This window comes from Macrococcus equipercicus, assembly GCF_004359525.2.
GTDB classification, from domain to species: Bacteria; Bacillota; Bacilli; order Staphylococcales; family Staphylococcaceae; genus Macrococcus; species Macrococcus equipercicus.
The window spans coordinates 55,720-75,454 of record NZ_SCWC02000007.1 but is presented as its reverse complement, the minus strand read 5'-3'; the positions used below and the strand labels follow the sequence as shown (position 1 = coordinate 75,454).

The window sequence follows — 19,735 nt, the reverse complement described above, 5'->3', positions numbered from 1 at the left end:
TCCTTATTTAACGTCTACTTCAACAGGTTTGAATGATTCTACAACGATTTCACCTTTAGAATATTTGTGGATTTTATCAGCCATACCGCGGCCGATTTCATATGAGTCAGAAAGTTCGGCTTTTAATGCTTTCTCTAAGTAATCTTCTGCTCTCCACGGGTCTACTGTGTCGCCGCATGTGAAGACGTCAACAGATGCATAGCCGTATTCAGGCCATGTGTGGATGGTTAAATGAGATTCTGAGATGATGACAGCACCTGATACGCCGTACGGATTGAATGTATGAAAACAGCTTTCAACGATTGTTGCACCGGAGACACGTGCTGCTTCGTTCATGATTGCTTCGATTTTATCGTGGTCTTTTAAAATATCCTTGTCACAGTTGTAGTACTCGATTAATACGTGTCTTCCTAAAGTCGTTAATTTCATAATATTATTTTCCTCTTTTCTCTATGATATAAACTTGATTTGAATTTTCAGTGCCGATTTTGATGATCGGCTGGTTGTTGATGAACTGCCAGTAATCAACGATGTCCTGGCTGATGCGTTCGCCTGCCATGACGATCGGTATGCCCGGCGGATAAATCATCAGTGATTCTGCGCAGATTTCTCCGACAGCATCTTCGATATTGACTGGATATTTATCCGCATACAAGACTTCCCGGAGCCCCATCGCCTGCTCGGGGATGGATAGCTGTTTGAGCACCGGCGAGTGGACTTCCCGCTCTGCCTGGTGATGAAGCCGGCTGATGGACTGCAGCGCCTCGAGCAGACGTTCCAGCACCGCCTCGTTATCAGCGATAGAGACAATTCCCATGATTAAGTTCGGTTCAGCGAGTTCCATCTGGATGCTGTAATCGCTTCTCAGTAGTTTGTACACTTCAAATCCAGACAATTCAATGGTTGAATCAATGTAGATAGTCAGCTTGGATTCATCAAGCTGCTGATGATAAAGGTCTTTGAATGCTTTGCCGTCCAGCATATGAAACCCTGGAATGTCATTGACAGCCTGCTTGAACTTCTGGAGAGAAATCATTAACTGCTCAAACTTCTCCGGGCCGTTCAGCGCCAGATTTTTACGTGCGATGTCGAGTGACGACATGAGCAGGTAAGACGCGCTCGTTGACGTCAGCATGTTGATGACACTTTTCACTTTGCGCTTATCCACTAAATCTCCTTGGACGAGCAGTGCGCTTGACTGAGTGAACGAGCCGCCTGTCTTATGAAGGCTGGTCGCTGCCATATCTGCGCCGGCTTCCATGCTGGAAATCGGCAGATGCGGCGAAAATCTGAAATGCGCACCATGTGCTTCGTCTACAAGCACCGGCATGCCGTGTGCGTGCGCAAGCTCTGTTATCGCCTGCAGATCACTGACAGCACCAAAGTAAGTCGGATTCATAATGAAGATAGCGCGCGCATCCGGATGTTTATCGATAGCGGCTTTGACATTGTCATAGCTCAAGTTGTGGGCGATACCGAACTTAACATCGAATTCAGGTGAGACATAGACAGGTGTGACATCAGCCAGTGCCATCGCATTCAGGACTGATTTATGGACGTTACGCGGAAGAATCAGTTTATCACCGGGTCTGCAGACCGCAAGAATCATCGTCTGAATGCCTTCTGTCGTACCGTTGACTAAAAAATGAGCCTCATCTGCTAAATACAAGTCAGCAAGCAGATTTTGTGCCTCCTTGATGACGCCTTTCGGGTTATCGTAATTGTCCAGCTGCGGCATGGAGTTGACGTCGTGCCTTAATGTAGAACGGCCGTAATAGTAAAGTTCCGACTGCTCGTCCAGACCACGTTTATGACCCGGCACATCAAAGCTTGTGACATTTTGGGCTTCGTATAATTTTAATGCATCAAACAGCGGGGTAGCATGATGTTTCGTGCTGTCAATTGCTGTCAATGGCTTGATTTCTGATCGTTTAATCAATTTTGCACCCCACAATATTAGGTGAATTGTAAAATATAGTAATACTTAACCAGAGGTTTTATATATCTGTTAATTTATTTTTACCAAACAAATTGTAATGTATTACTAAACTATTAGCAAGAAAAAATTTCATTTTGCATATGTTTTTTTGAAGCGGGAATAGTCTGATAGAATGTAGAAAACAAGAGGGGGATAATTATGAATACTATCGGCTATATTGGTTCTTATACAAAAGGCGAAGGCAAAGGAATTTACCGTTTTACAGTGAACGAAGAAGCAAAAAAAATCGAGACAGTGGAGACGGCTTTTGAAGTGCCTGCGTCTACTTATGTCGTCAAACATGGAGACTATTTATATGGCATTAAGAAAGAAGATGACAAAGCAGGTGTCGCTGCTTACAAAATCGGAGAAGAAGGACAGCTTGAATACATCAATGACTGCCGTGAATCAGCAGAAAGCGGCTGTCATATATGGGTGACTGACGACGGTAAATATTTGATGGAAGCAGTATACGGGGCAGGAGAAGTACGTCTGTACAGCCTGCAGCCGGAAACAGGCGAAGTGCTGCAGCTGATTGATACAGTCGTGCAGGACGGGAAAGGACCGAATGAGGACCGCCAGGATAAGGCCCATACACATTTCATCCAGCAGACGCCGGACTTGAAGTATGCAGTGGCGATAGATCTCGGTGCTGATGAAGTCATCACGTTCAAGTTCAGTGACAATGGCTTTGAGAGAATCCGCGCATTAAAGCTGCCGGCAGGCGTTGGTCCAAGACATTTGACGTTTAATGAGAACGGGCAGTATGCGTATTTATTCACTGAACTGAGCAACGATGTATTCGTGCTTAACTATAATGACGGTACATTTGAAGTGCTGGAGCAGCATCATGCGGTGCCGGCTGACTTCTCCGGCAATACGCAGGGTGCAGCTATCCGCATGAGCCGTGATAACAAATTCGTCTATGCGTCTAACCGGGGGCATCAAAGTATCGCTGTCTATAAAGTGGAAGAAGACGGCGCTAAGCTTTCTCTTGTAGAAATTACGGACTGCGGCGGTGACTGGCCGCGCGACTTCAACATTACGCCGAGCGACAAGTTTTTAGTATGTGCGCACGAAGTGAGCGGTAATGTCTCACTGTTTGAACGAGACAGCGCGACAGGCAGATTGACATTGCTTGAAAATGACAAGCAGGCGGCAGAAGGTGTCTGCGTACAGTTTTTGTAAGGGGCCGTGGTCATGAAAACAGCAGTCTATCAGATGACAGTCATACCGGGGCAACCTCGAGAGAACTTGAAGAAAGTGGCGGACTGGCTGAATCGGCTGCCGGAAGATACAGATGTCGCGGTGCTTCCTGAAATGTGGAACACTTCTTACACGCTTCAGCAATTAGCCGATTTGATTGATGATGAAGGCAGCCTTGAAATCAGTGCACTCCAGAACATCGCCCGGCTGCGGCGCTTGAATATTGTAGCGGGCTCAATCGCAGTGAAGCATGGTGATAAGTTCCGGAACCGGGCCGTTGTCATTGACCGGCACGGCCATATCATTTATCACTATGACAAAGTCCATTTAGTACCGTTGCTTAATGAACCTGAATTTTTAGAAGCGGGAGACGAATTCAGCACCTTTAAGCTGGATGATCAAAAGATGGGACTCATCATCTGCTATGACCTCAGATTCCCGGAGATTACAAGGAAGCTCGCGCTTGACGGTGCAGAAGTCATCTATGTCGTAGCCGAGTGGCCGCTTGAGCGCATTACTCATTTCACGGCGCTGCTGAAAGCACGGGCGATAGAGAATCAATGCTATATCGTCGCATGTAACGCGTCCGGCGAATGTGAAGATACAGTATTCGGAGGACAATCAATGGTGGTCAGTCCGTCGGGCGCTGTAATAGTGGCAGCGGATATTGACGAAGCAACGATAACAGCTGACATCGACATAGAACAGTCCGAAGCGATTCGTCAGGCGATACCGATACTTAAATCACGCAGAACTGACTTATATTAAGAAGTAGAACCGCTCCTCATGATGAGGGGCGGTTTTTTTGTGGAGTTACGACCGATAACTGAAGAATATCGGTCATAACTCCAAGAAACCCTGTGATTTTGCAGAGTTATGACCGATAAATCCGGAATATCAGTCATAACTTCGCCTACTATTTAAGGATGTACTGACGGTTTTTGTTGGCACCGCTTGTATGGCACAAGTCAGCCATGATTCTTCTAACTGTCTGCTGAGGTATGCCGCTCCATCTGCTGACTTCAGCGGCTGAGAGCGCATCGTTTTTAAGGAGGAACATTTCTTTTATTAATGCCAATAAAGCAGTTTTATTATCCACGCGATAGCGGCAGTTAATGCAGCTGATATATCTTTTCTTGCAGTCAGGAATCATCGACAGCTGCCGGCACTGTTCACAGCGTATACCTTGCCTGTAGTCCTCAAATGCATAGTAATGAATCCGTTCCTTGACCAGCTCATTCCTATGGCAGGCTTTAATTTTGTCAGCAATCGTCACGTGTTCTTGTGAAGGTCTAATTGTGTGAATGTACTGCACGACTTCCTGCACTTGATGAGGAAGCAGCACTTTGTCAGGCACATGAGCGTCAGGCAGTTCATATTGATGATTCACAAATAATACTCTGCTCACTACTTTCATCTGAATAAGCTGAGACTTCAAAAATTCTTCTAACTTATAGTGCGCTTTATTCAACTGTGACAAAACATCTGCATGGACGTAACCTTGCTGTGAGACGAACTGCTGGTTGACTAGCTTGTAAGATCCCGTAAAGTTCTTCACATCAAAATGATAAACGATTCTTTTATCGAAAATGAGAAAGTCATACTGACTGCCTTTCCGGTAATCAAGACTGATATCCCATAGTTTCACGCCGGCAGAAGTTTTAACGAGCTCGTAAAAATACCGTTCTCCTTCCTGACCTCTTAAATAATTGAATAATTGATGCCGGTCATAGTCGTTCAAAGCTGTACGGTGCTCAGCGGCAAGTAGAAACTGCTGATAGCGAGTCGGTTCGTGCAGTTTAATGAACATATCTTCACCCCGCTATCACTATAGTGGCGACGACTTCAAAAATCAAAAAGCAGAAAATGACGAAAACCTCCGATCAGCCTGCAGAAATTCATGAAAAACAGTGATTTCGTCATTTTCAGTAAAGATTTCATCGATTTTCACTAAAATATTTAATTATACCATGTTTTAATATTAAAATGCGGAAAATTTCCAAATTGGCAACTTTTAAATTTTACGCCCTATAATTTGTTATTATAGAAATTTTTACAAAAAAAAACTACCGGTCAGTCGGTAGTCGCTTCTGTGCTTATTTATAGAACTGTCTGATGTACTTAAACTTGCCTTTATAAGGCGGGAACATGAGCCCCGTTTCGAGCTTCGTGCCTTTTGTCATATAGGCTTTCTGGTGGCTGAACAAGTCATAAGAATATTTGCCGTGATAAGCCCCGATACCTGAAGCACCGACGCCGCCGAACGGTAAATATGGATTGGAGACGTGCATCAGTGTGTCGTTAATGCAGCCGCCGCCGAATGACAGACGTTTGAACACGGTCTTGACGAAGTCACTGTCCTCACTGAAAATATAGAGTGCGAGCGGCTTATCATAGCTGCGGATGATATCAAACACTTCATCGCGCGAATCAAAAGTGATGATCGGCAGCAGTGGACCGAAAATCTCTTCTTTCATCACTTCATCGTCAAGCGTGACATCATCGATCAACGTCGGTTCAATGTAGCGTTCTGCTGCCTCTGTCCTGCCGCCTGAAACGATCCGTCCTTCAGCTGATGCAAGTATTCCGCTCAGCCGTCTGAAATGATTGTCATTGACGATCCGGCCGAAGTCCGCGCTTTCTGCCGGATTTTTGCCGTAAAACTCTGCGATTGTCATCCGCATGGCCTCAATGAACTTATCTTTGACTTTACGGTCGATTAAAATATAGTCCGGTGCGACACATGTCTGCCCGGCATTCATAAATTTCCCGAATGTAATGCGTTCTGCTGCTACTTTGATGTTCGCCGTCTCATCGATGATAGTCGGGCTTTTGCCGCCGAGTTCGAGAGCGACCGGTGTTAAATGTCTGCTTGCTGCTTCATAGACGATTTGGCCGACTCTTGTGCTGCCGGTGAAGAAAATGAAATCAAACTTTTCCTGCAGCAGGGCAGTCGTCGCTTCTTTCTCGCCGAGTACAGTCATTACATAATCCGGCGGAAATGCTGCAGCGATAATCTCGCTGATCACCTGGCTTGTATGCGGCGTCAGTTCAGATGGTTTGACGACAGCACAGTTGCCGGCAGCGATTGCTCCGATTAATGGTTCCATGACCAGCTGGAATGGATAGTTGAACGGTCCGATAATCAGCACGGTGCCGAGCGGTTCACGCATGACAAAGCTTTTCGCAGGGAACTGCAGCATCGGCGTCGTGACGGTTTCTACTTTATTGTACGTTTTAATTTCTTTTAAGAACATGCTGATAGATTTCAGGATGATGCCGATTTCAGATGCATAGCCTTCGACTTTGCCTTTTCCGAGGTCCTGGTTCAGCGCCGTTAAAATATCGGCTTCTCTATGCTGTATTTCTTTTTTCAGTGCTTTCAGCTGCTTCTTTCGGAACTTAATTTCTTTCGTTGCATCAGTATAAAAAAATGTATTCATTGCCTCGACTTGTGCTTTATAAGTCATCCCATTCACTCCATTCGCCTTTGTCTTCAGTGTACATCAAATTAAAACATGTTAAAATTAATATAGCTTAAAAAGAGGTGACGACATGAGATTTGGTATAGTAGGCACTAACTGGATTACTGACCGGCTGATTGAAGCAGGTCAGACAACAGCAGAATTTGAAGTGACAGCAGTCTATTCAAGAACAAAGGAAAAAGCCGATGACTTCGCTGATAAACATCATATTGAGTATCGATTTGATAACTGGGAGGCGTTTCTTGCGAGCGATACATACGAAGCAGTGTATATTGCAACACCGAACTTACTGCACGCCCGCCAGTCGATAGATGCGATGAAGCACGGCAAACATGTCTTATGCGAAAAGCCGCTGACATTAACTGTCGCACAGGCAAAAGAGATGTTCCAGACAGCCCGCGACAATAACGTTATATTGATGGAAGCAATGAAATCAACAGAATCAGCAGCATTCAGAAAGCTTGAAGAGTGGATTCATGAAATCGGCTTGATCCGTCGTGTGAACTTCCACTACAATCAATATTCTTCGCGTTATGACAAACTGAAAGAAGGTATCATTGAAAATGCCTTCAAACCGGAGCTTGGTAATGGCTCATTAATGGATCTCGGCGTCTATACAATTGCGCCGCTCGTCAAACTGTTCGGCGTACCGGATACGCTGCATGCAGCAGCTGAAAAACTGTCGACTGGAGCCGACGGACAGGGGACAGTGCTCTGCCAGTACAGCGACATGACGGCAGTGCTCAGCTTCAGCAAAATTGCCGACAGCTATATGCCGTCAGAAATTATCGGTGAGGCAGGCATTATAACGATTGATAAGATTTCTGCTCCCAGTCATATCGTCAAGATGACTAGAGCAGGAGAGACACTCGAAGAATTTACGCATAGTGCACCACCGATGTCATACGAAGTCGCGAACTTCACGGAGGCGTGCAAAACGATGAAGCTGACTAATAACAACGAGCAGACCAGTCTTGACACGCTGCGCGTCGTAGAAGCAGTGAAAGAGCAGATTGGCCTGGCATTTTAATGGGAGGTCGCAGTGTGATAACTAACAAAGCATGGATGTTTTTAGTCATCGGCGGTCTGATGGAAGTCGTCTGGGCGGTAGGGCTGAAATACGCACACGGTTTTACCAGCATACCGTGGACTATTTTTACGCTGGCCGTCATGGCCGTGTCATTTTATTTCTTCGCCTATAGTCTGTCCAGGCTTGAAATCGGTACAGCTTACGCCATCTATACTGGAATCGGTGCTGTCGGTACAGTGCTGTACGGTTATCTTTTCCTTAATGAAGGCATGAGTCTGTTAAAAGCACTGCTTCTTATGACGCTGATCGGTTCCATCATCGGGCTGAAGCTTGTGGAAGGAGCTGAATCAGAATGAGCTGGATCACATTGATCGGTGCGGGTATCATGGAAGTATTGATGGTCATTGCGCTGAAAAACAGTAACGGCTTCAGCAATAAAAAATGGAGCGCCATCTGGTTTCTGCTCAGTCTGACAAGTCTGTTTCTGCTGTCGCTTGCTATCAAGGAGATTCCGCTCGGGACCGCGTACGGAGTATGGACCGGTATTGGAGCTATGGGAAGCGTAGTCGTCGGTATGCTGTTCTTCCAGGAGAAAGTGAGCCTGCAGAAAATTATATTGATTACATTGATTATCATCTCGATAGCCGGCTTAAAGCTAGTATGAAATATTGATTATTCTGATAAATAATGCTATTATATAAGTGCCATTTTTTCATTCTTGTAAATAAAGCGCCCAGGCAGCTGCCTGGGCGCTTTATTTACTATCTTTTCAGGACATCATGCGTTGATAAGTCCCGTTCCATAACGATCATCGCATAGGAACAGACGGGAAGAATCTTCTTGTTTTCCTGGCGGGCGTAAGCCACTACGCGGTCGACCAGCTGCTTTGCGACTCCTTGGCCGCGCAGCGATGGATCGACAAATGTATGATCAATCACTAATGTATCACCTTGCGGCACAAAAGTGATCTCCGCTTTGAAAGAAGAGCCTTCGCCGATATAGAAACGATTGTCACCTTGTTTAATATCCATGACTAACCTCCTGATTATGACAGTACATCAGTTAATTGAGGAACTACTTGTTTTTTACGTGATACGACACCTTTAAGGAGCGCTGTATTTTTATCAAGTGCAACATTGAATGCCTGCTCTACAGCTGCCTGTTCCTGGCCGAGCGCCAGCACTTTTGAATCAGAGTTGATGATGTCTGTGACCACTAGGACGAATAGATCATAGCCGTGCTGTGCTGTTTCAGCGTTGATGGCATTTTCGAGTTCTTCCTGACGGGCGAACACCTCGTCGATATCGACAGTATTCACTTGTGCGACACGTACTTCTTTGTCACCCATTGAGAATGATTTCGCATCGATGTTCAATAATTCTTCAACTGTTTTATCCGCAGTAGAAGCACCGGCTTTTAGCATTTCGAGGCCGTATTCTTCTTTGGTGATGCCTGCAATTTTCTCAAGTTCTGCTGCTGCCTGCACATCTTCTGCTGTACATGTCGGTGACTTGAACAGCAATGTATCAGAAATAATGGCAGATAACATTAAGCCGGCTATTTCAGGTTTGATCTCAATGCCGTTCTCTTTGTACATTTTGTTCAGAATAGTTGCTGTACAGCCGACCGGTTCTGCCCGGTAATAAAGCGGCGCTGCAGTTTCGAAGTTGGAAATACGATGATGGTCGACTACCATTAATATCGTCGCTGATTCAATACCTGGTGCTGACTGCTGGAATTCGTTATGGTCAACAAGGATGACTTGTTCACCTTCTATTTTGTCGATTAACCGCGGCGCAGCGACATTGAACTGGTCAAGTGCGTACTGCGTTTCAGCGCTTACTTCGCCAAGTCTCACCGCTTCAACATCTTTACCGGCAGCTGTCTGAAGGTCCTGCATCACAAGAGCTGATGTAATCGTGTCTGTATCAGGATTTTGATGTCCGAAAGTCAAAATTTTAGTCATTGTTCTTCTCCTATTCCTTTAACAAGATAAATATAGTTTATCATGACTCACTATGAACCGTCATGCCGAGTGTGTTTCTGAAGTGAGAGAGTGCATAGCGATGGCCTTCTTCATTGAACGACTGCACGGCTGCTGCATCGACTGTCATGTCGTAACCAAGATTATAGCCGTCCACAGCCGTATGAAACACACAAATATCTGTACATACACCTGTAATTTCAATCGACTGAATACAACGCTCAGCCAGCAGCTGATGTAAGTTAGTGCCTGCAAATGCACTGTAGCGGGTTTTGTCGATCCATATCACGAGCGGGTTATCTTTATTCGCGTCATAGACTTCTTTGACACGTCCGTATAGTTCGCGGCCTGGTGTGCCGGCGATGTTATGCGGCGGAAACAGTTTTGTTTCCGGATGATAAGGGTCATTGTCGTGGTGCAAGTCCATCATGATGAAGACCGGACGTGCTGCCGCGACGTAATCATTGAATTTGTCGGCGATAGCACGATCAATCGACTGACCGGGTCTGCCGCAAGTCAATTTGCCGTCATCAGCGACGAAGTCATACGAATAATCAACGATCAGCAGTGCTTTTTCCATGTAATCATCCTCCAGTTGGGTATATAACAGTAATATCAATTTCATTATATAGGATATGTAGGTGTAAATCGTGAATAAAATTAAAAATACAATTAACGTAAGAAAATACGGTGCCACAGGAAAGAATGTTCTGCTCGATACACTCGGCATTCAGCTGGCGCTGAACCGGGCGAAGAAAGGGCCGGTTACCGTATACATACCGGCCGGTACTTATTATATCGGCAAGGAACTGGTCATTTACGCGCATACGACTTTGCTGCTGCATAAAGATGCCGTGCTCAGACGGATGAGTCCATTTGCAATGCTGAAGAACGGACTGAAAAGTGAAGGCTACAAGGGCTATGACGGCAACGGTCATATTACCATTAAAGGTGGAACATTTGATCAGTACGGGCATGTGTTGAACTATAATAACACGATTATGTCGCTCGGCCATGCAAGAGAGATATTAATAGAAGACGTCACTTTCAAAAACGTTGTGCAGGGCCATGCCATCGATGCGTGTGGGATTGACGGCTTTGAAGTGCGTAACTGTAAGTTCCTCGGTTTCCGCGATGACACTGGGACACGGGCATTTTCAGAAGCCGTCCAGATTGACCTGCAACTGAAAGACTCATTTCCGAAGTTCGGTGAATACGACGGCACACCAACGAAAAACGTCATTATTTCAGGCTGTTATTTCGGCAATTCCGATGAACCGCTGATGAAGCCGTGGAACCGTGCAATCGGTTCGCATGCAAGCCGCTATGAGATTTATTACGAGAATATCTTTATCGAGAACAATACATTTGATAAGATGGGTGACTATGCGCTGACGTTCCTGAAAAGCAAAGTGCTGCGTATTACCGGCAATACATTCAATGACTGCGAAGGCGGTGTCCGGTATCTTGCAGTCAATAAAGGCAAATATTCAGTGGACGCTGATGGCATTGACCAGGGTGTTCAGGCGGGAGAGATGACGATGATTGACAATAATCACTTCCATTCCATCAACAGCAAGTATGCCATTCTGTTTCAAAGCTATGAAGGCGTCCATAATAAAGACATCTTCATCATTGATAATACGTTCAGTGAAGATGAGAGCTGCCGCGTTAAAATCGGTTTCGCTAAAGGGGTCATCTGTGCGCAGAACAGCCATCTGAAGAAACTGAAAAAGCAGGAAGTAGAAGATTTCTACGACGAGCTTACAGAGCGGCAGGAAAGTCACGGAGAGAAATAACGCTTAGTGACAAACTAAAAAAATCTTTGGCTGCGCGCTGCAGGCAAAGATTTAATAATGACACCGATTATGATAGTTACTGCTCAAGCTGCTGCAGAAATGGGCAGCTTTTTTTGCTGCGGTAATAGAAGTTAGGGTTATTGTACGTATTATCATAACCTTTATGGAAATTATGGACGAGCGACGGCGAGATGGGCGGAATGAGCCATGTCCAGTCTCCCGTGACTTTGCGCCCTTCTGCCAGTTCATTCTGTTCAAACTTCTCGAACTGCCTGCTCGCTGTATAGTGGTCGACGATTGAAACACCGGCTGTCTTAAAGGAGTGATAAACTGCATAGTTGAGCTCAACGAGTGCTTTGTCACGCCAGTAAGTGACAGTCGTTGAACGGTCGAGCTGAAAGGTATCAGCGATTTGCTCAAGCAGGTCATAGCGATAAGTGTCAAGCAGGTTGCGGCTTGCAATCTCAGATTCCATATACCAGCCGTTAAACGGCGCGCATGAATAAGTGATGCCGCCGATACGAAGATCCATCGCTGAAATCATCGGTACAGCGTACCATGTTAAGTTGAGCTTCGAGAACGCCGGATAAGCCGGATGAACAAGCGGCACTTCCATAATGACATCCGCCGGAATTTCAAACGTCTTCAGTTCTCCGTCATAGCGGTAGAGCAGCGGAAGGATATGAGAGCGGTCGGCTGTCAGCCGTTCAACCTGCTGTTTGAGCGGCCCTGCTATAGGGTCATCTGCATATCTGACAAGCTGGTCATTGACGATGACAAACGGCGCATCAGCCGCCTTCCCTTGAGGGAAAATAGTAATAGTCGGCCGGATTTTACCACTGTTCGTCGCATAATCAATATGATGGACGACAGCATCCAGCAGCTCTTCTTCAGCCGTCAGATGTCTTTTGTCGAGGACATGGAGCTTATCCCAGAACAAGCGGCCGATACAGCGGTTGCTGTTACGCCAGGCGACTTTCGCTCCGTAATCAAGTTCCTCGAACGTATGGTGATAGGTGCCCGTCGCTTTGATTTCTGACTCAATGCTGTGCAGCCGTTCTGCTGTAATGGTATATGGAATATTCAGTTCACGGTGCATAAGTTCTATAAATTCAACAGCTTCTGCATACAAAAAAATCACCTCTTAATATCATCATAGCATGAAGGAAATTAAGAGGGATATGAAGTTTGTTACCTTTTATTTAACTTTATCGCGAATTTCTAATGACTGGTCGTTTACGCTGTCATAATGACTGCGCCAGTCAGTTACAATACGTGCAAGCTGATTCAGGTTTTCCTCGGTCGAGATAGAATAGCGGACCACTTCCTTTAACAGCGCATCATCAGGATAAGTTCTCGGCAGGAAGCCGTGCGACTCGATGTAGCGGCCGAGTGATAAGGCATTCTCACCATACGTCATAATGAAGTTAGTGTGCGATGGAATGACATTGATGACATCCGACTGATTCAGGAAGATAGCCTGGAGCTGTGCCGCCCGGGCGCGCTGATAAGCGAAGAACTCATCAAGGCTCGGCTGATCACGTAGTAGATGAGTGGCCAGCTGCAGACTGAGTGTATTGATCGGATAAGGATGATGGATGCTGTTCAATAGGGCAATAGTATCAGGGTGAGTGATGACAATACCGATTCTGAGACCGGCGAAACCATAAATCTTGCTCATCGTCCGCATCTGAATGACGTGTTTACCGGCAGGCACTGTGTAAGGCTCACTGAACTCGATGTAGGCTTCGTCGAGCACGAAATAGCCGCCGAGCGCTTCCATTTTGTCGCTGCACTGCTGGATGAAGTCATCGCTGAACAGTGCACCGGTCGGATTGTTCGGCTGACTCAGGATGAAGAATGACGGCTTCAGGTCATCCATTGCTGTCAATATTTTAGTGAGATCAAAGCTGAAATCTTCTTCACAGTTAACATAATGAATCGGACGTTTAAGCTGCGCCGCGTAATCGGTATACATAAAGAAATCCGGATTGATCGTCAGCACGGGACCATCGCCGAGCGCAATCATGCATTTCTGTATCCATTCATCAGAACCATTGGCTGCTGACAGCTGGTTTTTGTCAAAGCCGTTATAAGTGGCATAAGCCTCCAGAAATTCATCGTATTCATCATCCGGATATTCAAAAAACCTGGAATTGACGACGATTTCCTTTAAAGTCTCATCTGTGAAAGCACGGATAGGACTTTCATTTTTGTTGATTCTGATCAATTAAGCCACCCCTTTAAAGTACTGAATTATCTGAAAATTAATATACCATGCTATGTATTATGACGCAATGCCCTGTGATGTTTTTTTAATGAAGAGAAATGTAGCGGCGCTTGTCATGAGAATCAACAGGCCGACAAGTACAAAGTAATACTGATTGCCGGAATAATGGATCATCATACCGCCGATGATAGGACCGGTAATACTGCCTGCACTGAACGCCATGCCGCACATCAAGTTGCCGGCAGGCATCAAATGACTCGGTGTGATGTCGGCCATATAGCTGACGCCGAGGGAGTACAGCGAGCCGACAAATACACCTGCGAGAAAGAAAATCATTATCATCATCCAGCTGCTGCCGATGAACAAGTCGGCACTGATAAAGGTCAGTCCGCCGAGCAGTGTCAGCACCACCATGACATGACTGCGCTGATATTTATCGGTCAGCCCGCCGATCGGCACTTGAAACAAAATTGAACCGAGGCTGAAGGCCGGCAGAATCAGTGTGATATCGCTGAGTGTCAGCTGATTTTTCAAGGCGAACACGGGAAAGTTGCTGTTCAATGTGCTTTCAAGCAGCCCGAATATTAACGGAAAGATAAAGGCAATCCACGACACTTTAATGACTGTCCCGAAGTTGTTGAGTGTCGAGCTGAACGAAATCGCCCGTTCGTCAGACGGCGGGAAACTGTTTTTCAAATTGAACGTCAACAAGAACGCACAGAGCGTCATGACGGCACTCACTAAAAAAGGCAGCGCTGCATGATACTCGACAAGCTTCGCCAGCAGCGGTCCGAGCATGAAGCCGAGAGAGAAACTGAGGCCATAGACGGCCATCGTCTTCCCGAGCTTATGCTTCGGTATGATTTCTGTCAGCCATGACTGCGTTGAAAAGTGAAGCGTGTTATCACCGATTCCGACAATCAGACGCAGAATAAACCAGACCGTCATTGAATTAAAGACGGGGAACAGGACAAGCGACAAAAAGACGAGCAGCCCGCCGCAGACGATGAGCGTCCGGTAGCCGAATGTCCTGAGCAGCCCTTCCAGAAACAGCGAGGCTGCAAACACGCCGATATAGAGCGAAGTGGCATGCAGGCCGTTAATGTGGCTCGGCACATGTTCCCGCTCAAAAATATAGGCGATGAGCGGCAGCAGCATCCCTTGCGACAAGCCTGATATCGACACGACGATAGTTAAGACAACAATAAGTTTTTTCTGTTCCATAGCGTTCTCCATTTTCTGTTAATAGCTTTAGTGTAGCATTATATTCCTCGGATTTTGAATTTAAATAGGGTATGTTAAACTAAATATATCAAAAGTAAATGAGGGATTGAGATGTTTCTAAAAGAAGACGACAGTTTAATGCTACATACTGATTTGTATCAGATTAATATGGGAGAGACATACTGGTTTGATGGTATCCACGAAAATACAGCGGTATTTGACGTGTATTTCCGCAGCATGCCGTTTGATTCAGGTTATGCAGTGTTCGCCGGGCTTGAACGTATTATTGAATATATTAAACGTCTGAAGTTCTCGCCGTCTGATATCGATTATTTAAGAGAGCAGGGCTTTCAGGAAGATTACCTGAGCTATTTAAAGGAACTTCGCTTTACCGGCAATATCCGGTCGATGCGTGAAGGAGAGATCTGTTTCAACAACGAACCGCTGCTGCGTGTCGAGGCGCCGTTAATTCAGGCGCAGCTGATTGAGACAGCGGTGCTGAACATCATCAACTTCCAGACATTGATAGCGACTAAGGCGAGCCGCATTAAACAAGTCGTCAAAGATGAGCTTGTCATGGAATTCGGTACACGACGTGCCCAGGAGATGGACGCGGCGATCTGGGGAGCGAGATCGGCTTATATTGCAGGCTTTGACTCAACGAGCAATGTCAGAGCAGGCAAACTGTTCGGCATCCCGATCTCAGGAACGCATGCTCATGCGATGGTCCAGGCCTATGATGACGAATATATTGCTTTTAAAAAGTATGCAGAGCGCCATAAAAACTGCGTCTTCCTCGTCGATACATTCCATACATTAAAGAGCGGTGTCCCGAACGCGATTCGCGTTGCAAAAGAGCTCGGCGATAAAATCAACTTCGTCGGTATCCGTCTCGATTCAGGAGACTTGAGCTATTTGTCAAAAGAAGCGCGCAAAATGCTCGATGACGCAGGATTTAAAGATACTAAAATCTTCGCTTCCAATGACCTTGATGAAGAGACAATCATCAGTCTGAAGCAGCAGGGCAGCAAAATCACGGCGTGGGGAATCGGTACGAAGCTGATCACCGCTTATGACCAGCCGGCGCTCGGTGCCGTTTACAAGCTTGTTGCTATCGCTGACGATAACGGCGTGCTGCAGGACCGCATCAAAATCTCTAATAACGCTGAAAAAGTGACGACGCCCGGTAAAAAGAACCTTTACCGCATCATCAACAATAAAACCGGCAAATCTGAAGGAGACTACATTACACTTGACCATGAAAATCCTTCAGCAGAAGCAGAACTGAAAATGTTCCATCCTATCTTTACTTACAAGAAAAAACGGGTAAAGGATTTTACGGCAAAAGATCTGCATGTCGATATCTTCAAAGAGGGCGAACTTGTTTACACGACGCCGCGTCTTGACGAAATCGCAGCATACCATCTGGAGAACCTGGAGTTAATCTGGGAGGAGACAAAGCGCCATTTGAATCCGCAGGAATATCCTGTTGATTTAAGTACAGCATGCTGGAACAACAAAAATGACAAAATACACGAAGTATCTAATAAAGTAGAGGACGTGGAATAAATGACATTACAAGAAACTATCATTCAGGAACTGCATGTAAAACCTGAAATCAATCCGGAACAGGAGTCACGTGCGATTATCGACTTCCTGAAGACTTATATGAAGCAGTACGGCTTCTTAAAATCAATGGTGCTCGGCATCTCCGGCGGCCAGGATTCAACGCTTGCCGGTAAACTTGCGCAGCTGGCTGTCAATGAACTGAACGAGGAAGGCGGCGATTATTCATTCATCGCTGTCCGTCTTCCGCACGGTGTGCAGAAAGACGAGCAGGACTGTCAGGATGCACTTGACTTCATCGGTGCATCACAGGAACTGACGGTCAATATTAAGGCGAGCGTCGATGAAAGTGTCAAAGCACTGAAAGAGGCAGGCATTGAGCTCACAGATTTTCAAAAAGGTAATGAGAAAGCACGCGAACGTATGAAAGTCCAGTATTCTATCGCTGCAGCGAACAGCGGCATTGTACTTGGCACAGATCACGCGGCAGAAAGCATCACCGGCTTCTATACTAAGTATGGTGACGGCGGCGCTGATGTACTTCCATTGTTCGGTCTGAATAAGCGGCAGGGCCGGGCTATACTGAAACAGTTAGGCTGTCCGGAGCATCTTTACAATAAACAGCCGACCGCGGATCTTGAAGAAGACAAGCCGCAGCTGCCGGATGAAGTGGCGCTCGGTGTCACTTATGAAGCGATTGACGATTACCTGGAAGGTAAAGAAGTGACAAGTGAAGCGCGTGAAACCATTGAAAAGCATTATCTGAAAACACAGCATAAACGCATGATGCCGATTTCCAGATATTCGTTTGATGAATTAATCAAGTAATATTGCATCCTCTTCGATTGTTTGATAGAATTCGTTAGTACTTGAGGAGGTGCGCCCTTGTTAGATAATCCATTAATCATGATAGCTGTCATCTTTTTAATCAATGTCATCTATGTGACATGTCTGACGATGAGAATGATCTTGACGCTTAAAGGTTACCGCTATTATGCTGCAGGCGTTTCGGTCATTGAAACAGTAATTTACGTAGTCGGTTTAGGGCTTGTTCTGAACAGTCTGGACAAAATAGAGAACGTACTTGCTTATGCGATTGGTTTCGGTGTCGGCATTATTATCGGTATGAAACTGGAAGAGTGGATTGCTTTAGGATATATTGTGGTGAATGTAACAACAGCGGATTATGAGAAAGACATCCCGAGAAAACTGCGCGATCTTGGTTACGGTGTGACGCACTATGCGGCGAACGGCCGTGATGGTCAGCGTATGGTGATGCAGATTTTAACGCCGCGTAAATATGAACTCAAACTGATGGACACTGTGAAGACGCTTGACCCGAAGGCATTTATTATCGCTTATGAACCTAAAAATATTCATGGCGGGTTCTGGGTAAAAGGTTTACGCAGCAAACGGTTGAAAGCCTATGACACAGATGAAGTTTGAAGTGAGAGAACATGAGACGCTTGCAGACTGCCTTGCCCGTATGCGGGAGGCGGGCTATACGCCTGTCAGACGTATGGAGAAACCTATCTTTCACGAAACAAAAGATGGTGAAGTGGCAGTGCTGAAACAGCAGATTGTATTTGTCGGCCGGAAGATAGAAGAATAACAACAGGTTCAGTGATATACTATTGCTGAATCTGTTTTTTAGTTATAATAACGTACATTTTTAAAATTATTGTATTTAATGTACGGTTTTTTGTTATAATGAAGAAGACAAATTAACCATGATAGGAGCTTAATTTATGATCGAGCGTTATTCCCGTAAAGAGATGGCAAGTATTTGGAGCGAGCAGAACAGGTTTGAAGCATGGCTGGAAGTAGAAATACTGGCATGTGAAGCATGGAGTAAATTAGGTTATATTCCTGAAGAAGATGTGAAGTTGATCCGACAAAATGCACGTGTGGATGTGGAACGCGCAAAAGAAATCGAACAGGAGACGCGTCATGACGTCGTGGCATTTACCCGTCAAGTGAGCGAGACGTTAGGTGAAGAACGGAAGTGGGTGCACTACGGACTGACAAGCACAGACGTCGTTGATACGGCGCTGAGCTATGTCATTAAACAGGCGAATGACATCATCGAGAAAGATTTAGAACGTTTCATTGAAGTGCTGAAGCAGAAAGCGCTGAAATATAAGAATACATTGATGATGGGACGCACACACGGCGTCCACGCAGAACCGACGACGTTCGGTCTGAAGATGGCGCTCTGGTACATGGAAATGCAGCGTAATCTTAAGCGTTTCAAAGAAGTCCGTAAAGAAATTGAAGTCGGTAAGATGAGCGGTGCTGTCGGCACATTTGCGAACATTCCGCCGGAAATTGAAGCATACGTCTGTCAGGAACTCGGTATCGGCTTCGCTGAAATTTCTACGCAGACGCTGCAGCGTGACCGACATGCTTACTACGTGGCGACGCTTGCACTGATTGCGACGTCACTTGAGAAATTCGCAGTTGAAGTACGTAACCTGCAGAAAACAGAGACGCGTGAAGTAGAGGAGGCATTCGCAAAAGGTCAGAAAGGGTCATCCGCGATGCCGCATAAACGTAATCCGATCGGGTCAGAGAACATCACAGGGCTGGCACGTGTCATCCGTGGTTACGTGACGACTGCCTACGAAAATGTACCGTTATGGCATGAACGCGACATCTCACATTCTTCAGCAGAACGCATCATGCTGCCGGACGTGACGATTGCGCTTGATTATGCGCTCAACCGTTTTGCGAATATCATTGAGAACTTAACTATTTATGACCATAATATGAAACGCAATATGGATAAAACATTCGGCCTCATCTATTCACAGCGCGTGCTGTTGACATTGATTGACAAAGGCATGGTCCGTGAAGAAGCGTATGACTTAGTGCAGCCGAAAGCAATGGAATCATGGGAGACAGAAACACCGTTCAGAGAACTGCTTGAACAGGATGACAGAGTGACATCCCTGTTATCAGAGGAGGATCTTGATGACTGCTTCGACGAGACGCATCACTTGAATCAAGTTGATACGCTGTTTAGACGTGCAGGATTAGAATAAGAAATGGCAGCACACTGGCGGCAGTGTGCTTTTTTACCGGCGGTTAACAGAAAAATTTCCAGACTTTAATGATTTAATTCGACAAATTGCCTGAAACATGAGAAAATTATATATCGATATACGAAGCAATTTGGTATAACATGTTAAACTGTACTTTAATAGTTTAATGCGTTAATATATCTATATAAC

21 protein-coding genes are annotated in these 19,735 nt (G+C 45.7%); 11 read left to right on the top strand and 10 right to left on the bottom strand.

Going from position 1 to position 19,735, the window contains the following annotated elements; translation table 11 throughout:
• Positions 1-3: 3 nt before the first annotated feature.
• Both speD and ERX35_RS09235 read right to left on the bottom strand, forming a co-directional pair.
• Positions 4-429 (bottom strand): adenosylmethionine decarboxylase, encoded by a 426-nt coding sequence (speD, locus tag ERX35_RS09240; RefSeq protein WP_149459614.1) that lies wholly within the window; start codon positions 427-429, stop codon positions 4-6.
• A gap of 4 nt (positions 430-433) precedes the next feature.
• Positions 434-1,939 carry an aminotransferase class I/II-fold pyridoxal phosphate-dependent enzyme gene (locus tag ERX35_RS09235; protein WP_149459613.1) on the bottom strand — a complete coding sequence of 502 codons (1,506 nt, stop codon included), beginning with the start codon at positions 1,937-1,939 and terminating at the stop codon, positions 434-436.
• 198 nt (positions 1,940-2,137) lie between these two features.
• On the opposite strand from ERX35_RS09235, the gene pglS reads away from it, so the two are divergent.
• Both pglS and ERX35_RS09225 read left to right on the top strand, forming a co-directional pair.
• A complete protein-coding gene (gene pglS / locus ERX35_RS09230; RefSeq protein ID WP_149459612.1) occupies positions 2,138-3,166 on the top strand; it encodes a 6-phosphogluconolactonase in 1,029 nt (342 codons plus the stop codon).
• Positions 3,167-3,178: 12 nt separating this feature from the next.
• Positions 3,179-3,952, top strand: coding sequence for a carbon-nitrogen family hydrolase (locus ERX35_RS09225; RefSeq protein ID WP_149459611.1), 774 nt, complete (start codon positions 3,179-3,181; stop codon positions 3,950-3,952).
• Positions 3,953-4,100: 148 nt separating this feature from the next.
• On the opposite strand, the gene ERX35_RS09220 is transcribed toward ERX35_RS09225, so the two are convergent.
• Together ERX35_RS09220 and ERX35_RS09215 are read right to left on the bottom strand one after the other, a co-directional pair.
• On the bottom strand, positions 4,101-4,994 hold the full coding sequence (locus ERX35_RS09220; protein ID WP_149459610.1) for a nuclease-related domain-containing protein: 894 nt from the start codon (positions 4,992-4,994) through the stop codon (positions 4,101-4,103).
• Positions 4,995-5,280: 286 nt separating this feature from the next.
• Positions 5,281-6,654 (bottom strand): aldehyde dehydrogenase, encoded by a 1,374-nt coding sequence (locus tag ERX35_RS09215; protein ID WP_149459609.1) that lies wholly within the window; start codon positions 6,652-6,654, stop codon positions 5,281-5,283.
• An 85-nt stretch (positions 6,655-6,739) separates the two neighbouring features.
• Between ERX35_RS09215 and ERX35_RS09210 the strand changes: the two genes are divergently transcribed.
• Genes ERX35_RS09210 through ERX35_RS09200 form a run of 3 tightly spaced genes read left to right on the top strand, consistent with a single transcriptional unit; the run spans position 6,740 to position 8,363 of the window.
• Positions 6,740-7,699, top strand: a complete 960-nt coding sequence (locus ERX35_RS09210) for a Gfo/Idh/MocA family protein (RefSeq protein ID WP_149459608.1) — start codon at positions 6,740-6,742, stop codon at positions 7,697-7,699.
• A gap of 35 nt (positions 7,700-7,734) precedes the next feature.
• A complete protein-coding gene (locus ERX35_RS09205; RefSeq protein WP_246143149.1) occupies positions 7,735-8,055 on the top strand; it encodes a DMT family transporter in 321 nt (106 codons plus the stop codon).
• Positions 8,052-8,363 (top strand): DMT family transporter, encoded by a 312-nt coding sequence (locus tag ERX35_RS09200; protein WP_149459606.1) that lies wholly within the window; start codon positions 8,052-8,054, stop codon positions 8,361-8,363. The genes ERX35_RS09205 and ERX35_RS09200 overlap by 4 nt, the downstream gene beginning before the upstream one ends.
• 97 nt (positions 8,364-8,460) lie before the next feature.
• On the opposite strand, the gene ERX35_RS09195 is transcribed toward ERX35_RS09200, so the two are convergent.
• From ERX35_RS09195 to ERX35_RS09185, 3 genes are read right to left on the bottom strand one after another with little or no spacing between them, the layout of a single operon-like run.
• Positions 8,461-8,730, bottom strand: coding sequence for a GNAT family N-acetyltransferase (locus tag ERX35_RS09195; protein ID WP_149459605.1), 270 nt, complete (start codon positions 8,728-8,730; stop codon positions 8,461-8,463).
• A gap of 14 nt (positions 8,731-8,744) precedes the next feature.
• Positions 8,745-9,665 carry a manganese-dependent inorganic pyrophosphatase gene (locus tag ERX35_RS09190; RefSeq protein ID WP_149459604.1) on the bottom strand — a complete coding sequence of 307 codons (921 nt, stop codon included), beginning with the start codon at positions 9,663-9,665 and terminating at the stop codon, positions 8,745-8,747.
• 40 nt (positions 9,666-9,705) lie between these two features.
• A complete protein-coding gene (locus ERX35_RS09185) occupies positions 9,706-10,263 on the bottom strand; it encodes a cysteine hydrolase family protein (RefSeq protein ID WP_149459603.1) in 558 nt (185 codons plus the stop codon).
• Between the two features lie 79 nt (positions 10,264-10,342).
• Between ERX35_RS09185 and ERX35_RS09180 the strand changes: the two genes are divergently transcribed.
• Positions 10,343-11,482: a glycosyl hydrolase family 28-related protein gene (locus ERX35_RS09180; protein WP_149459630.1), complete on the top strand. Its 1,140-nt coding sequence runs from the start codon at positions 10,343-10,345 to the stop codon at positions 11,480-11,482.
• Positions 11,483-11,558: 76 nt separating this feature from the next.
• Here ERX35_RS09180 and ERX35_RS09175 read toward each other — a convergent pair whose 3' ends face one another.
• Genes ERX35_RS09175 through ERX35_RS09165 form a run of 3 tightly spaced genes read right to left on the bottom strand, consistent with a single transcriptional unit; the run spans position 11,559 to position 14,936 of the window.
• Positions 11,559-12,620 (bottom strand): nitric oxide synthase oxygenase, encoded by a 1,062-nt coding sequence (locus ERX35_RS09175; RefSeq protein ID WP_425463269.1) that lies wholly within the window; start codon positions 12,618-12,620, stop codon positions 11,559-11,561.
• Between the two features lie 60 nt (positions 12,621-12,680).
• Complete coding sequence (locus tag ERX35_RS09170) at positions 12,681-13,712, bottom strand: pyridoxal phosphate-dependent aminotransferase (RefSeq protein WP_149459602.1); 1,032 nt, start codon at positions 13,710-13,712, stop codon at positions 12,681-12,683.
• 57 nt (positions 13,713-13,769) lie between these two features.
• Positions 13,770-14,936 (bottom strand): MFS transporter, encoded by a 1,167-nt coding sequence (locus ERX35_RS09165; protein ID WP_149459601.1) that lies wholly within the window; start codon positions 14,934-14,936, stop codon positions 13,770-13,772.
• Positions 14,937-15,047: 111 nt separating this feature from the next.
• Here ERX35_RS09165 and ERX35_RS09160 point away from each other — a divergent pair, with 111 nt between their 5' ends.
• The 5 genes from ERX35_RS09160 (at position 15,048) to purB (ending at position 19,546) form a co-directional block, all read left to right on the top strand.
• Positions 15,048-16,505: a nicotinate phosphoribosyltransferase gene (locus tag ERX35_RS09160; protein ID WP_149459600.1), complete on the top strand. Its 1,458-nt coding sequence runs from the start codon at positions 15,048-15,050 to the stop codon at positions 16,503-16,505.
• Positions 16,506-17,330, top strand: coding sequence for an ammonia-dependent NAD(+) synthetase (nadE, locus tag ERX35_RS09155; RefSeq protein ID WP_149459599.1), 825 nt, complete (start codon positions 16,506-16,508; stop codon positions 17,328-17,330).
• Between the two features lie 78 nt (positions 17,331-17,408).
• A complete protein-coding gene (locus ERX35_RS09150) occupies positions 17,409-17,948 on the top strand; it encodes a DUF2179 domain-containing protein (RefSeq protein WP_149459627.1) in 540 nt (179 codons plus the stop codon).
• Positions 17,938-18,114 (top strand): NETI motif-containing protein, encoded by a 177-nt coding sequence (locus ERX35_RS09145; RefSeq protein WP_149459628.1) that lies wholly within the window; start codon positions 17,938-17,940, stop codon positions 18,112-18,114. Before ERX35_RS09150 ends, ERX35_RS09145 begins: the two co-directional genes overlap by 11 nt.
• Before the next feature lie 136 nt (positions 18,115-18,250).
• On the top strand, positions 18,251-19,546 hold the full coding sequence (gene purB / locus ERX35_RS09140) for an adenylosuccinate lyase (protein WP_149459598.1): 1,296 nt from the start codon (positions 18,251-18,253) through the stop codon (positions 19,544-19,546).
• Positions 19,547-19,735 lie beyond the last annotated feature (189 nt).

Coding starts and splice junctions, on each gene's coding strand:
- ERX35_RS09215 (WP_149459609.1), bottom strand. CDS start 6,654: ATGACTTATAAAGCACAAGTCGAGGCAATGAATACATTTTTTTATACT.
- ERX35_RS09145 (WP_149459628.1), top strand. CDS start 17,938: ATGAAGTTTGAAGTGAGAGAACATGAGACGCTTGCAGACTGCCTTGCC.
- ERX35_RS09185 (WP_149459603.1), bottom strand. CDS start 10,263: ATGGAAAAAGCACTGCTGATCGTTGATTATTCGTATGACTTCGTCGCT.
- nadE (WP_149459599.1), top strand. CDS start 16,506: ATGACATTACAAGAAACTATCATTCAGGAACTGCATGTAAAACCTGAA.
- ERX35_RS09150 (WP_149459627.1), top strand. CDS start 17,409: ATGATAGCTGTCATCTTTTTAATCAATGTCATCTATGTGACATGTCTG.
- ERX35_RS09160 (WP_149459600.1), top strand. CDS start 15,048: ATGTTTCTAAAAGAAGACGACAGTTTAATGCTACATACTGATTTGTAT.
- pglS (WP_149459612.1), top strand. CDS start 2,138: ATGAATACTATCGGCTATATTGGTTCTTATACAAAAGGCGAAGGCAAA.
- ERX35_RS09225 (WP_149459611.1), top strand. CDS start 3,179: ATGAAAACAGCAGTCTATCAGATGACAGTCATACCGGGGCAACCTCGA.
- ERX35_RS09220 (WP_149459610.1), bottom strand. CDS start 4,994: ATGTTCATTAAACTGCACGAACCGACTCGCTATCAGCAGTTTCTACTT.
- ERX35_RS09200 (WP_149459606.1), top strand. CDS start 8,052: ATGAGCTGGATCACATTGATCGGTGCGGGTATCATGGAAGTATTGATG.
- ERX35_RS09205 (WP_246143149.1), top strand. CDS start 7,735: ATGTTTTTAGTCATCGGCGGTCTGATGGAAGTCGTCTGGGCGGTAGGG.
- speD (WP_149459614.1), bottom strand. CDS start 429: ATGAAATTAACGACTTTAGGAAGACACGTATTAATCGAGTACTACAAC.
- ERX35_RS09210 (WP_149459608.1), top strand. CDS start 6,740: ATGAGATTTGGTATAGTAGGCACTAACTGGATTACTGACCGGCTGATT.
- ERX35_RS09195 (WP_149459605.1), bottom strand. CDS start 8,730: ATGGATATTAAACAAGGTGACAATCGTTTCTATATCGGCGAAGGCTCT.
- ERX35_RS09190 (WP_149459604.1), bottom strand. CDS start 9,665: ATGACTAAAATTTTGACTTTCGGACATCAAAATCCTGATACAGACACG.
- ERX35_RS09165 (WP_149459601.1), bottom strand. CDS start 14,936: ATGGAACAGAAAAAACTTATTGTTGTCTTAACTATCGTCGTGTCGATA.
- purB (WP_149459598.1), top strand. CDS start 18,251: ATGATCGAGCGTTATTCCCGTAAAGAGATGGCAAGTATTTGGAGCGAG.